This is a genomic window from Flavobacterium hercynium, from assembly GCF_002217285.1.
GTDB classification, from domain to species: Bacteria; Bacteroidota; Bacteroidia; order Flavobacteriales; family Flavobacteriaceae; genus Flavobacterium; species Flavobacterium hercynium.
Genome location: NZ_MUGW01000032.1, coordinates 20382 through 33745 on the forward strand (window position 1 = coordinate 20382; position 13364 = coordinate 33745).

Sequence of the window (13364 nt, forward strand, 5' to 3'; positions counted from 1 at the left end):
TGTTAACGAAACCTTTGTAACTTTGGGATTTTACACGCCAAAAAATGACATTATATAAAGATAAGTTTAAAATAGATTCCAATAGATTGAAAAATTGGGATTATTCCAGTGCAGCAATTTATTTCATTACAATTGTTACCAAAAGTAGAGAATGCCTGTTTGGATCTATTGAAGAGGATAAAATGATTTTAAATGAGAATGGTCAAATTGTAGAAAATGAATTATTGAAATCGATAAAAATTCGTAAAAATTGGTTTTTCCATAATTGGATCGTTATGCCGAATCATGTACATTTATTAATCGAAATTATGGAACCGCAAATTGTCAACGCACAATTTGTCGACAACGAATCTGCGGTAGAGACGCACAGCAGTGCGTCTCCACCATACACGTCTACACATTGTGCGTCTGCGTTCGTCAAATCGACAACGAATATTGATAATAATAACGAAAAATACGTTGCGGAGACGCATTGCAATGCGTCTCTACGGAATAACCATGTGAATGATTGCGTGAATATGTATGATAATAAACACGTGAATGTGAATAAAAATGAAAATAAATTGGGATTTCAATTATCTCGAAAAACAAATTCAATATCGTCATTTGTCGCTTTGTTTAAATCGGTTACAACAAAACAAATTAATGGATCTGTTTCGATATGGCAATCCAATTATTACGATCATATCGTTCGTAATTACGAAAGATTTGAAATTATTTATAATTATATAAAAACCAACCCAAGATCTTGGGAAAAGGATTCTATGAAACTTTAATTCTCCATGAAATACATTTTTCTTTTTATTACCAGTTTTGTTTTTGCGCAACAAACTCAGTTTGTAGATTTTAAATCGGTTAACGGACAATTGAAGTTAAATCCGGCTGAGAAATCAGTTTCAGGGATAGTTAATTATCAATTTGATGTTTTGCAAGCGATTGATACGATTAAGCTTGATGCAAAAAACATGGAGTTTTCTAAAGTTAAGATTGATGATAAAGAAGTTGTTTTTGTAAATACAGCTAAAGAATTACAAATTGTATCTAATTTTCAAAAAGGAGAAAATCATAAATTATCTTTTGAATACTTCGTAAAGCCGAAACAAGCTTTGTACTTTATTACTATAGAAAATGCTGAAGTTCAAATCTGGACGCAAGGGCAGGGAAGATACACCAGTAATTGGTTTCCTAGTTTTGATGATGTAAACGAAAAAGTAATATTCAATTTAGGAATTACCTTTGATAAAGATTATAAAGTGGTTGCGAATGGAGTTCTGGAAAATAAAACCGAAAATAATAATCAGTTCTATTGGCAATACAAAATGACGAAACCTATGAGTTCTTATCTACTCATGCTCGCTATTGGAAAATTTGATAAAAAAGAAGCAAAGGCTAAATCTAAAATTCCGCTTGAATATTATTTAGAAGCAAAAGATTCGGAGCGATTTGAACCGACGTATCGTTACTCTAAGCGTATTTTTGACTTTTTGGAAAAAGAAATTGGTGTGAAATACCCTTGGGATATTTACAGACAAATTCCTGTTCGTGATTTTTTGTATGGCGGAATGGAAAATACGACTTCAACACTTTTCACGACACGTTATGTAGTTGATTCTATTGGTTTTGAAGATAGAAGTTATACCAATGTTGATGCTCATGAATTGGCGCACCATTGGTTTGGTGATTTGATTACGGCAGAAAGCAGTACGCATCATTGGCTTCAGGAAGGATTTGCGACCTATTATGCTTTGTTGGCGGAACGTGATATTTATGGCGATGATTATTTTTATGCCAAATTATATGAAACAGCGCAACAGTTAAAATTTGCTTCCCGAACGGATTTAATTCCGGTTTTGAACGGAAAAGCGAGTTCATTGACGTTTTATGAAAAAGGAGCTTGGGCACTTTTTGTACTGCATGAATCGATAGGAGATAAAGCCTTTAAAAAAGCAATTAAAAGTTATTTGAAGAAATATGCCTACCAAAACGTAAACACGCAGAATTTCTTTGATGAAATAAAAAAAGTATCCGACTTTGATTTAAATTCTTTCCAAAAAACCTGGCTTGAATCTGTAGCTTTCGATACGCCAACGGCTAATGCTTTATTGAGTAAAAATAAAGCTATTCAGATTCGTTTAGAGGTTGATAAATTGAAGAAAACATCATTAGCTGAAAAAGTAGATTTTTTATTGAATACTTTAAATTCAAATGTTCATTACAGTATAAAAGAAGCGATTGTAAAGCAAATAGAAACTGAAAAATACGAAGGTAAGAAAGTCATTTTACAAGCTGCTTTAAAATCAGATAACTGGCAGGTACGTCAGGCTGTTGCCGGAACTTTGACAACAATACCAGAGGATTTCAGAATTGACTATGAAAGCTTACTAACTGATAAATCGTATCAAACGCAGGAGATCGCTTTGTACCGATTATGGAAAAATTTTCCGGAGCATCAAAAACGATATTTAGATTTGTCAAAGGATTGGATTGGTTTCAATGATTATAATCTTCGTACGATGTGGCTTAGTTTAGCTTTGTCAACTCCCAATTATACGGCTAATCCGGAAGTTTTTGCGGCGGAATTAGTCGATTTTACATCAACTAAATACGAAGCTGGTACGAGACAAAATGCACTTGAAAAACTGATCGCTTTTAAAATTATCAACGATCAGATTTTGAGTAACTTAGTTAATTCTACAACACATCACATGTGGCAGTTTTCTAAATTTGGTAGAGATTCTATTCGTTTTTTATTAAAAAATTCCGAAATACGTGCTTCCTTTGAGAGAATTTTGCCTAATTTGACACCCGAAGAACAGTTTCAGTTAAACCGCTTGTTGAAGGAGTAGATGGTTTTTTGGTTGGTGGTTTTTAGTTGATGGTTGTTGGTTTATTGTTTGTTATTGATAGTTTAAGAACAGATAATAAACAAGAGTAGAATTTAAGTAAGGAATGAAAAACCTTATGACAGATGTTATTTGTCTATTTTCTATTCTCCAAAAAAAGAGAATCTTTTTTAAAAATAAAGTATGAAAGCATTGGTTATATCTGGTGGTGGGAGTAAAGGCGCATTTGCCGGTGGCGTGGCGCAGTATTTAATAGAAGAAAAACTGCATGAATATGATTTGTTTTTAGGCACCTCTACCGGAAGTTTGTTGATTCCGCATTTAGCTTTAGGACATATTAAAAAAATTCATTGGGTGTATACCAATGTAAGCATGAGCAAAATATTTAATATTTGCCCGTTTGTCGTTAAAGTAAAAAACGGAGTTGATATTGTAACCATTAATCACTTTAATGTGCTTCGTCAGTTTTTTAGAGGTAAAAGAACTTTTGGGGAAAGTAAAGGTTTGCAGAAATACATTAAAGCAAATTTTTCTCTTTCTGATTTTAATAAACTTAAAAAGCTCAAAAGCGATGTTATTGTCACCGTAACCAATCTAACAAAAAATGAAGCAGAGTATAAATCCGTTAAAGATTGTACCTACGAAGAATTTTGTGACTGGACTTGGATTTCAAGTAACTATATTCCGTTTATGAGTTTGGTTACCAAAGATAATTTTGAGTATGGAGACGGCGGATTTTCGAGTCTTGTACCGATACGCGAAGCCATTAATCGCGGAGCTACCGAAATTGATGTAATTATTTTAGAAACCGAAGTGAACACAGAGAAGATGGTTATTGGTAAGAACCCGTTTTCACTGATGATTGACTTGTTTAGGATTGCTTTGGGACAGGTAGAAAAACATGATATTGCTATAGGAAAACTTATGGCAAACAATAAGAATGTAAAACTTAATTTATACTACACACCTACAAAGCTAACAGATAACGCCCTTATTTTTAATAAAGATGTTATGAAAGAGTGGTGGGATCAAGGATTCGAATATGCACAGAATAAATCTGAAGTAATGAGCGATAACCGATAGATATCAATTTAAATTATGAAGAATTTTAGTGTTGCTATTTGTCTTTTTATTGTTTCAGTTGTAGGTGCGCAGCAAAAAATATGTAAAACTTCCATTTTAAATAAGAACAACTTATTGGAGAAAAACGAGATCAATAAATACCAGAAATACGATTTTTCGAAGTTGTGGACAAAAACAGATAATAATGCTGTCTTTGGTGTTATTGGTGATAATTATGAAAGAATTTTGATTAAATTAATTTCCGTTAAAAAGGATTTAAAGAATCAAAATGAGTATGGTGTTTATGGAAAATCTCAGGTGAAAGGAAATATTTGCGATTTTACAGGGACTATAACGATCATAAAAATTCAGGAAATTAAAAATCCAAGTTTTGGTAATGATGATGAATACAAAGATCAAGGTATAAAAAGTCAGGGTTTGTTAACTGCGAACTATAAGTTCATAGAAAATAAAACACAGAAAAGCACCGGTAATTTTGAAGGTACACTGGAAACAATTTGGTATTTGGATAAAAACAATAGCATGCGTTATAATGATATTGATATAAATTCAGATAGTTATTTTAATAACGCGTTTGTTGGGACATGGAAATCAGATAGCACGCAGAAGAGCAAATTATGTAATTGGGGAGATTACAGAGTGCCTAACGTAAATTGCGATTTTGATATTGGAGCAGCAGAAGTAAGTGTTTCAGAGAAATACAAAAAGTATGGTTGGCTGACGATGCCTAAACTGAATTGGTGGAAATAACAGGAAACTAAATAGTTTTTGACAAGACTAAAAAGTATTAATCTTGTCAAAACTTATAATTTTTACCAAAGTTCGGCAACTTCGTTTTTGATGTAGCTTAAAGCGGCATTACTTGGTGATTGTTTTTCTAATAAATCATTTAAAATAACCTCACGTAGTTTATCGGCATTATCGACACGATCACTCATTGCAGCTTTTCGAATCATTTGTATAGTAGCATTTTTAGCAGTTGTAATAATTGTCCAGCAATCATCAGACATGTAAATTTGCTGCGTTAGGTTGTGCTCGAATTCATGTTCAATCTGTTCGATTACAAAATTTTCGTAGTCATGTTTTTCATTTGAAATAGGCGAAACTCTAATTAATAATTTTGTCAAATTGATACGCTCTAAATACAATGTCATACGTTCGTAAGCTTGTAAACGAATTGGCAGCGATTCTTTGTGCGCTTGTTTGTTTAGTAAAAAAGCACGCTTTCTGTCATTGTTTTTAATATGCAATTCAAAAAAACTGTATGCTACAAATCCGGTCACGATTGCAGGTAGCGTATAACTGGCTAATTCTATAACTCTTGTAAAATCCATTTTTAATAATTTTTTAAACAAAAATATACTTTTTTCGGTTTGTAATAAACAAACTGGAAGTTTACTTTTGCAAACAATGATCAAAACCAATAATACACAATAAAAATGGATTCATACATTATAATTTTTCTTTGTTTAGCGGCATTCGCTGCCGGTTTTATTGATGCAATTGTTGGTGGCGGCGGGCTAATCCAGACACCAATGGGATTGATTTTATTGCCAAATTTACCTGTTTCTACTGTTATTGGAACGTTAAAAATCCCAGCTTTTAGCGGAACGGCTTTTGCAGCTTTTCAATATCTTAAAAAAGTAGTTATTCAATGGAGATTGTTATTGATTATGATGTGTTTAGCGGTTCCATCCGCATTTTTAGGTTCTACAATACTAACATTAGTTAGCAATGATTTTATGAAACCACTTTTGCTGGTGGTTTTGTCATTATTATTTGTATATACTTATGCAAAGAAAAATTTTGGACAACATGTTGCTAAAGATCATTCACCCACAACTCAAATAATTTATGCTGTCGTTATAAGTATAATTGTTGGTTTTTATGATGGATTTATTGGTCCCGGTACAGGAAGCTTTTTTGTAGTAGCTTTTATAGCTCTTTTGGGTTTTGACTTTCTGAATGCTTCTGCGAATGCTAAAATGGTGAATTTGGCAACCAATTTCGGTTCGATTTGTTTGTTTTTGATAAAAGGAAAGATTATTTGGTCAATTGCAATTCCAATGGCTATTAGCAACGGACTTGGCGGATGGCTAGGTGCAAAATTGGCTATTAATAAAGGAAATGGCTTTATTAGAATTTTCTTCTTGGTTGTAGTAATAGGAACACTTATTCGTTTTGCTTACGACGTATTTTATAAGTAAGCTTCTGAATTTCTAAGTTGCTACGGTTCTAAGATAGCAACTTTCTTAAAAGAAGCCAATTGTTTGTTTTTAGCCCCGATAGAGGCGGTATCCTCGTATCCCGATGCATATCGGGAGGAGAGATATAGCCGAAAGCGGGAACTATGTTTGTAAAAATGCCAATTGTTCTGCTTCAAAAAAACTTAGCAACTTAGCCCCTCAGAAACTTAGAGCCTTCAAAAAAAACTTAGTAGCTATTTCAACCAATAATTCTTATTTTTGCAGTAATTATGGAGAAAAATTTCATGCAGAAATACATTGACCAGCTCAATGAAGCACAGAGACAGCCTGTTTTAAAGAAAGACGGGCCAATGATTATTATTGCTGGTGCAGGTTCAGGAAAAACCCGTGTTTTAACTATTAGGATTGCTTATTTGATGGCGCAGGGTATTGACGCTTTCAATATTTTATCGCTTACGTTTACGAACAAAGCTGCTCGTGAAATGAAGCACAGGATTTCGGATATTGTAGGAGCATCTGAAGCAAAGAATCTTTGGATGGGAACTTTCCACTCTATTTTCGCCCGTATTCTTCGTGCAGAATCGGATCATTTGGGATATCCATCAAATTTTACGATTTATGATTCTCAGGATTCGGCGAGATTGATTTCTTCTATTATCAAAGAAATGCAGCTGGATCGTGATATTTATAAGCCAAAACAAATTTTAGGACGTATATCAAGTTATAAAAACAGCTTGATTACGGTTAAAGCCTATTTTAATAATCCTGAATTGGTAGAAGCCGATGCAATGGCGAAAAGACCAAGATTGGGAGAAATCTATCAGCAATATGTTGAACGCTGTTTCAAGGCGGGAGCAATGGATTTTGATGATTTATTATTAAAAACCAATGAGTTATTAACTCGTTATCCTGAGGTTTTAGCAAAATATCAGAATCGTTTTAGGTATATTCTGGTTGATGAGTACCAGGATACGAATCACTCTCAGTATTTGATTGTTAGAGCGTTATCAGATAAGTTTCAGAATATTTGTGTGGTGGGTGATGATGCGCAAAGTATTTATGCTTTCCGTGGGGCAAACATTAATAATATTTTGAATTTCCAGAAAGATTATGAAGGTGTAATTATGTTCCGTTTGGAGCAGAATTACCGCTCAACCAGAAATATTGTTGAAGCAGCAAACACTGTGATGGAACATAATAAAACAAAGCTGGATAAAGTAGTTTGGACTGCGAATGATTTTGGACAAAAGATTAAGGTACACCGCAGTTTGACAGATGCTGAGGAAGGTCGTTTTGTAGCGAGTACCATTTTCGAACAGAAGATGCAAAATCAGCTGCATAATGGTTCTTTTGCTATTTTGTATCGTACCAACGCGCAATCCCGTGCAATGGAGGACGCGTTAAGAAAGCGTGATATTCCGTATCGTATATATGGTGGATTGTCATTTTACCAACGTAAGGAAATTAAAGACGTATTGTGTTATTTGCGTTTGGTTATTAATCCAAAGGACGAAGAGGCATTAATTCGTGTTATCAATTATCCGGCACGTGGAATTGGAGATACTACTGTTGAAAAATTAACTATTGCTGCCAATCATTACAAGCGTTCGATTTGGGAAGTAATGGTAAATATCGATAAAATTGATTTGAAACTGAATTCCGGAACAAAGCAAAAGTTAAATGACTTTGTGACGATGATTCAGAGTTTTCAGGTGATTGATCAAAATCAGGATGCATTTTACATTACTGATTATGTTGCTAAAAAAACAGGTTTAGTTCAGGAACTGAAAAAAGATGCTACTCCTGAAGGAATGGCTAAAATTCAGAATATCGAAGAGCTTTTAAACGGTATAAAAGATTTTACTGAAGGCCAGAGAGAAATTGACGGTGCTCGTGGTGCTTTGTCTGAGTTTATGGAAGATGTTGCATTGGCGACAGATTTAGATAAAGATACTAGTGATGAAGATCGTGTTGCATTGATGACGATTCACTTGGCAAAAGGACTTGAATTTCCGCATGTTTTTGTGGTGGGAATGGAAGAAGATTTGTTTCCGAGTGCCATGAGTATGAGTACTAGAAGTGAACTTGAGGAAGAACGTCGTTTATTTTACGTAGCTTTGACACGTGCAGAACATCAGGCTTATTTGACGTATGCACAATCGCGTTACCGTTGGGGAAAACTTACAGACAGCGAACCATCACGTTTTATAGAAGAAATTGACGGGCAATATTTAGAATATTTAACACCAGCCGAAAGTAATTATCGCTACAAACCCACAATTGATGGTGATATTTTTGGTGATATCGACAAATCAAAACTTCGTTTAGCGAAACCAATTGGAGGAACTCCGCCAGTTAAACAAACTGAATCTGAGCCGCGACAAGATTTAAATATTCGCAAATTGAAACCTGTGGCAGGAAATGCACCAGTTTCTTCAGGCTCTAATTTGTTTGATAATAAACTTACTATTGGAAATGTCGTGATGCATGAGCGTTTTGGTAAAGGAGAAGTTGTTAACTTAGAGGGTGTTGGCGCAGATAAGAAGGCTGAAATAAAATTTGAAGTTGGAGGAATTAAGAAATTATTGCTTCGCTTTGCTAAGCTGGATGTTATAGGATAGGAAAAAGTTTCAAATTTCAGGTTTTCTGAACTTTATGGTTAATCTATTATTCAGTACTTAATAATTTGAAACAAAATAAACCTGAAACAAATTAAACAAAAAATCAAATGGCTGAGTTTATAAAAATATATCCGGATAAACCTAATGAAGCTGCAATTGCAAAAGTTGTAAAAGTACTTCAGAATGGAGGTTTAGTAATTTATCCAACCGATACCGTTTATGGTTTGGGTTGTGATATTACAAATTCAAGGGCTTTAGAGAAAATTGCAAAAATTAAAGGAGTAAAATTAGAAAAAGCGAACTTCTCTTTTATTTGTCATGATTTGAGTAATCTTTCAGATTACGTGAGACAAATTGATACAGCAACTTTTAAAATTTTAAAAAGAGCATTACCAGGACCTTACACTTTTATTTTACCTGGTAATAATAATTTACCAAAAGAATTTAAAAAGAAGAGTACTGTGGGTATTCGTATTCCGGATAATAACATCGCTTTAGAAATTGTTAGAAAATTGGGTAATCCAATTGTTTCGACTTCTATTCATGACGATGATGATGTAATCGAATATACTACAGATCCGGAACTTATTTTTGAGAAATGGCAGAATCTTGTTGATTTAGTAATTGATGGGGGTTACGGCGATAATGTTGGTTCTACAATAATAGATTTATCCGAACATGAGCCTGTAATTGTTAGGGAAGGAAAAGGAGATATTGATATTTTGTAAAAAAAAACTTAAATCCTGTAAATTATTAAATTATTTGACTTAACTTTATTATAGTTAAAATTTAGTTAGTTAATGAAGATAATGCTATTCTTGATTTATATTTAATTGGTTATTAAAAAAGTTAAGAATACAAAAAAGCAGGTCAATTGACCTGCTTTTTCTGTGTAATGAAGTTTTTAACTTCTATTATTTTTGTTGTTTTTTCATTTCTTTTTCAATCATATCATAGAATTGATCGATTTTAGGCATAACAACAATACGAGTTCTTCTGTTACGAGCTCTGTCATCTGGAGTATCGTTAGACACTAAAGGTACGTAAGAACTTCTACCAGCTGCAATTAATTTAGCAGGGTTAACACCAAGATCATTAGTTAATACACGAACAATAGAAGTTGAACGTTTAACACTTAAGTCCCAGTTGTCTAACAATGTTCCGTTGCTTTTGTATGGAACGCTGTCTGTGTGACCTTCAACCATACATTCGAAATCAGGTTTGTCGTTTACTACTTTTGCAACTTTAGCCAAAACAGATTTTGCTTTGTCAGTTACATCATAGCTACCGCTTTTGAATAATAATTTATCTGCGATAGAAATAAATACAACTCCTTTTTCTACGTTAACTTCGATGTCTGGATCATTAATACCAACTGCTCCTTTTAAGCTAGTAACTAAAGCTAAAGTAACACTGTCTTTTTTAGTTAATGCATCTTGAAGTCTAGAAATTTTTAAATCTTTTTCTTTTAAGCTTTCTAAAGATTTTTCAAGATTTTCAGCACCTTTAGTTGTTAATACCGTTAAGTCTTTAGAGCTGTTGATTAAGTCTTTATTGTGTGATTTATAACTTTCCGCTGTAGCTGCTAATCCTGCTTTTTCTTCTAAACAAGAATTCAATTTAACAGTGCAAGAGTTTAATAAATCTTGTGTTTCTTTGTTCTTAGCTTCTAATTCTGCGTATTTCTTCTTCGAAACACACGACGTTAAGGCCATTAATACTGATAGTGCGATTACTATTTTTCTCATAGGGATTTTATTTAATTAAACGTTGATTACAAATTTAGTTTTTAATATTTTGATTAGTGTTAAAGATTTCTTTAAAAACAATCACTTTCTTTATATAATATAAGTAAACGATACTTTTTACAGTATAGTATTGCTTTATTTGGAAATATTTTCTTTTTCTAATGTACTTTAAAGATATGCAATAAAAAGAAAAATGCGCATGTAATATTGCTAAAGTATGCTTAAATTTTCCTTGTGTAAGAAAACGAATACCAGCAATTCCATCTAAAACCATACGAAAGAAAATTACAAAAAACAGTCCTTTCTTAGGTAAGTTTTTAACTAACATTAATAACGAATTTCTAAAATTCAGATACGTCTTTTTTGGATTTCCCTGACTTAAAGTGGCACCACCAACATGATAAACAGTTGAACCTGAGTTGTACTTGATGACATAACCTTCATTTAAAGCTCTCCAGCAAAGATCGATTTCTTCCTGATGTGCAAAAAAAGATTCATCAAAGCCTTTTAACTCATTATAAACTTCACTTCTTATAAAAAAGCAAGCTCCTGATGCCCACGATAACTCACAATTATCATCATATTGACCCTCGTCTTTTTCGATGGTGTCAAATATTCGGCCACGACAATACGGAAAACCAAATTTGTCAATAAATCCACCGGCTCCACCAGCGTATTCAAAGTATTCTTTATTTTTAAAATCAAGAATTTTTGGCTGTATTATCGCAGTATGTTTTTCAGTATTAAAAGTTTCTAATATGGGTTGTAACCAATTTTCGGTTACTTCGATATCTGAATTCACCAAAGCATAGATTTCGGCATTCACATTCTTTAAGGCATCATTATAACCCTTTGCGAATCCATGATTGGCAGTGTTTTTTATAATTTGTACTGTCGGAAAATTTTCTTTGACGAAATTTACAGAATCGTCTGTAGATGCATTATCAGCAACGTATATGGTGGCTCCTGCCGAAAATTGAATTACTGAGGGTAAGAATTGCTCAAGCAACTTTACACCATTCCAATTTAAAATGACAACTGCTATTTTATCCAAAAGTATTTAGGTATTAATTTAACTATTCTTTGTAATTAGGTAAGGACATTAGAAAATCGTATTTCTCATTTTCAAAATCCATCTGACAATAAAAATGATTCAGACCGTTGGTGACATTCAAATATCGTGCCTTCATTGTCATATTGTAACGGGCAATCTGATCAAATGTTGCTTGTGAGATCCTGACTTCAGGGGCTTTACATTCTACTAATATATGTATAGAACCATCAGGATTATAAACTACAACATCGTATCTTTTTCTTAATCCGTTAACTGTTAGAACTTTCTCTACGTTTATGAGCGATTTAGGATAATTTTTCTCTTTAATTAAATAATGAACAACGTGCTGTCGCACCCATTCTTCCGGAGTGAGAATGATAAATTTTTTCCTTATTTCATCAAAAATAGACACTTTATTTTCGCTATTTTTGAATCGGAAAGTATATGTTGGAAAATTTAATTTTAACATGAGGCAAAAATATAAAATAGTTTGACTTTTCAAATGTAAACTTGAAATTTTAAACTTGAAATAAAGAAATGAATGGACGAAGTTGTAAAAATTGTTAATGATATAAAAGCGGGTAATATTAAACCAATTTATTTTTTAATGGGTGAAGAACCTTATTATATAGATAAATTATCTGAATATATTGAGCAAAATATACTTTCTGAAGATGAAAAAGGTTTTAATCAAACCGTACTTTATGGTAGAGATGTATCTGTAGAAGATATCGTTTCGACAGCTAAACGATATCCAATGATGTCTGACCGTCAGGTTGTTATTGTAAAAGAGGCGCAGGATTTATCCAGGAATATTGACAAGATAGAGGCTTATGTTAACAATCCGATGGAAAGTACAGTTTTGGTGTTTTGTTACAAATACAAAACATTAGATAAACGTAAAAAGGTTACCAAATTATTAGCTCAAAAAGGTGTTGTTTACGAAAGTAAAAAACTGTACGAAAATCAGGTGGGTGACTGGATAAAGCGTGTTTTGGCAGGAAAAAAGTATACTATTGATCCAAAAGCAAATGCGATGCTGGTAGAATTTTTGGGTACTGACTTGAGTAAAATTAATAATGAACTTGAAAAATTACAGATAATTTTACCTCAAGGAACTACGATTACACCACAACATATTGAAGAGAACATTGGATTTAGTAAAGATTATAACGTATTTGAGCTTCGAAAAGCGATTGGAGAACGAAATCAGCTAAAAGCATATAAGATAGCAGAAAATTTTGCCCACAATCCAAAAGAATACCCACTTGTAATGACGACAGGTTTGGTATTTGGATTTTTTATTCAACTATTAAAGTATCACGGATTGAAGGATAAAAATCCAAAAAATGTTGCGGCTGTTATTGGTGTAAATCCTTATTTTTTAAAGGAATATGATTTAGCTATTAAGAATTATCCTATGCGAAAAGTAAGTCAGATCGTAGGTGCACTGCGCGATGTTGATCTTAAAAGTAAAGGGGTAGGCGCTAACGCTTTGCAGCAATCAGATTTACTCAAAGAAATGCTTTACAAAATATTTAATTAAGCCGTGAAAATTCACGATATTTGCTTTTCGAAAAATATACCACGTTTAAAAATATAATTGCACAATTATGGGAATGAATAAAAATACCGTTTTAGGATGGGCAACTTTTATAATGATACTTATGGGATTATTGCTAATAGGTCTTGGCGCTTTTAGATACAGAGATGTATCAGGCTGGGGATTTGTAGCTGTAGGTGTTGGTTTCTTTGCTAATGCATGGGTTTTTAATGCTTTAAAAGGCCGAGTGTAGCTTGTAAAATCA

General features: G+C 33.0%; 13 protein-coding genes. 9 read left to right on the forward strand and 4 right to left on the reverse strand.

Annotation, left to right across the window (positions count from 1 at the left end; genetic code table 11):
• The first annotated feature begins 44 nt into the window (after positions 1-44).
• The 4 genes from B0A66_RS15280 to B0A66_RS15295 all read left to right on the forward strand — a co-directional run bounded on the left by B0A66_RS15280 (position 45) and on the right by B0A66_RS15295 (position 4676).
• Positions 45-776 (forward strand): transposase, encoded by a 732-nt coding sequence (locus B0A66_RS15280; protein WP_089050724.1) that lies wholly within the window; start codon positions 45-47, stop codon positions 774-776.
• Between the two features lie 6 nt (positions 777-782).
• On the forward strand, positions 783-2846 hold the full coding sequence (locus tag B0A66_RS15285) for a M1 family metallopeptidase (protein WP_089050725.1): 2064 nt from the start codon (positions 783-785) through the stop codon (positions 2844-2846).
• A gap of 180 nt (positions 2847-3026) precedes the next feature.
• Positions 3027-3926, forward strand: coding sequence for a patatin-like phospholipase family protein (locus tag B0A66_RS15290; protein WP_089050726.1), 900 nt, complete (start codon positions 3027-3029; stop codon positions 3924-3926).
• A 15-nt stretch (positions 3927-3941) separates the two neighbouring features.
• A complete protein-coding gene (locus B0A66_RS15295) occupies positions 3942-4676 on the forward strand; it encodes a hypothetical protein (RefSeq protein ID WP_089050727.1) in 735 nt (244 codons plus the stop codon).
• Positions 4677-4738: 62 nt separating this feature from the next.
• Here the strand turns inward: B0A66_RS15295 and B0A66_RS15300 are convergent, their stop codons facing one another.
• A complete protein-coding gene (locus B0A66_RS15300) occupies positions 4739-5260 on the reverse strand; it encodes a DUF7935 family protein (RefSeq protein ID WP_089050827.1) in 522 nt (173 codons plus the stop codon).
• Positions 5261-5365: 105 nt separating this feature from the next.
• Here B0A66_RS15300 and B0A66_RS15305 point away from each other — a divergent pair, with 105 nt between their 5' ends.
• The 3 genes from B0A66_RS15305 (at position 5366) to B0A66_RS15320 (ending at position 9482) form a co-directional block, all read left to right on the forward strand.
• Complete coding sequence (locus B0A66_RS15305) at positions 5366-6133, forward strand: sulfite exporter TauE/SafE family protein (RefSeq protein ID WP_089050728.1); 768 nt, start codon at positions 5366-5368, stop codon at positions 6131-6133.
• Positions 6134-6417: 284 nt separating this feature from the next.
• Positions 6418-8754, forward strand: a complete 2337-nt coding sequence (locus B0A66_RS15315) for an ATP-dependent helicase (RefSeq protein ID WP_089050730.1) — start codon at positions 6418-6420, stop codon at positions 8752-8754.
• A gap of 107 nt (positions 8755-8861) precedes the next feature.
• Positions 8862-9482 (forward strand): L-threonylcarbamoyladenylate synthase, encoded by a 621-nt coding sequence (locus tag B0A66_RS15320; protein ID WP_089050731.1) that lies wholly within the window; start codon positions 8862-8864, stop codon positions 9480-9482.
• A gap of 186 nt (positions 9483-9668) precedes the next feature.
• Here B0A66_RS15320 and B0A66_RS15325 read toward each other — a convergent pair whose 3' ends face one another.
• The 3 genes from B0A66_RS15325 to B0A66_RS15335 are packed head-to-tail and all read right to left on the reverse strand — an operon-like array spanning position 9669 to position 12025.
• Entirely contained in the window at positions 9669-10502 is an 834-nt protein-coding gene (locus tag B0A66_RS15325) for an OmpA/MotB family protein (protein ID WP_089050732.1), read from the reverse strand.
• Positions 10503-10536: 34 nt separating this feature from the next.
• Positions 10537-11556 carry a glycosyltransferase family 2 protein gene (locus B0A66_RS15330; RefSeq protein WP_089050733.1) on the reverse strand — a complete coding sequence of 340 codons (1020 nt, stop codon included), beginning with the start codon at positions 11554-11556 and terminating at the stop codon, positions 10537-10539.
• 22 nt (positions 11557-11578) lie between these two features.
• A complete protein-coding gene (locus B0A66_RS15335; protein ID WP_089050734.1) occupies positions 11579-12025 on the reverse strand; it encodes a type I restriction enzyme HsdR N-terminal domain-containing protein in 447 nt (148 codons plus the stop codon).
• A 72-nt stretch (positions 12026-12097) separates the two neighbouring features.
• On the opposite strand from B0A66_RS15335, the gene holA reads away from it, so the two are divergent.
• Positions 12098-13102: a DNA polymerase III subunit delta gene (holA, locus tag B0A66_RS15340; RefSeq protein WP_089050735.1), complete on the forward strand. Its 1005-nt coding sequence runs from the start codon at positions 12098-12100 to the stop codon at positions 13100-13102.
• 67 nt (positions 13103-13169) lie between these two features.
• Positions 13170-13352, forward strand: coding sequence for a CAL67264 family membrane protein (locus tag B0A66_RS15345; RefSeq protein ID WP_035666747.1), 183 nt, complete (start codon positions 13170-13172; stop codon positions 13350-13352).
• The last annotated feature ends 12 nt before the right edge of the window (positions 13353-13364 follow it).

Bases quoted from the DNA above. Each gene is read 5' to 3' on its own strand.
- B0A66_RS15280 (WP_089050724.1), top strand. From the start codon at position 45: ATGACATTATATAAAGATAAGTTTAAAATAGATTCCAATAGATTGAAA.
- B0A66_RS15285 (WP_089050725.1), top strand. From the start codon at position 783: ATGAAATACATTTTTCTTTTTATTACCAGTTTTGTTTTTGCGCAACAA.
- B0A66_RS15290 (WP_089050726.1), top strand. From the start codon at position 3,027: ATGAAAGCATTGGTTATATCTGGTGGTGGGAGTAAAGGCGCATTTGCC.
- B0A66_RS15295 (WP_089050727.1), top strand. From the start codon at position 3,942: ATGAAGAATTTTAGTGTTGCTATTTGTCTTTTTATTGTTTCAGTTGTA.
- B0A66_RS15300 (WP_089050827.1), bottom strand. From the start codon at position 5,260: ATGGATTTTACAAGAGTTATAGAATTAGCCAGTTATACGCTACCTGCA.
- B0A66_RS15305 (WP_089050728.1), top strand. From the start codon at position 5,366: ATGGATTCATACATTATAATTTTTCTTTGTTTAGCGGCATTCGCTGCC.
- B0A66_RS15315 (WP_089050730.1), top strand. From the start codon at position 6,418: ATGCAGAAATACATTGACCAGCTCAATGAAGCACAGAGACAGCCTGTT.
- B0A66_RS15320 (WP_089050731.1), top strand. From the start codon at position 8,862: ATGGCTGAGTTTATAAAAATATATCCGGATAAACCTAATGAAGCTGCA.
- B0A66_RS15325 (WP_089050732.1), bottom strand. From the start codon at position 10,502: ATGAGAAAAATAGTAATCGCACTATCAGTATTAATGGCCTTAACGTCG.
- B0A66_RS15335 (WP_089050734.1), bottom strand. From the start codon at position 12,025: ATGTTAAAATTAAATTTTCCAACATATACTTTCCGATTCAAAAATAGC.
- holA (WP_089050735.1), top strand. From the start codon at position 12,098: ATGGACGAAGTTGTAAAAATTGTTAATGATATAAAAGCGGGTAATATT.
- B0A66_RS15345 (WP_035666747.1), top strand. From the start codon at position 13,170: ATGGGAATGAATAAAAATACCGTTTTAGGATGGGCAACTTTTATAATG.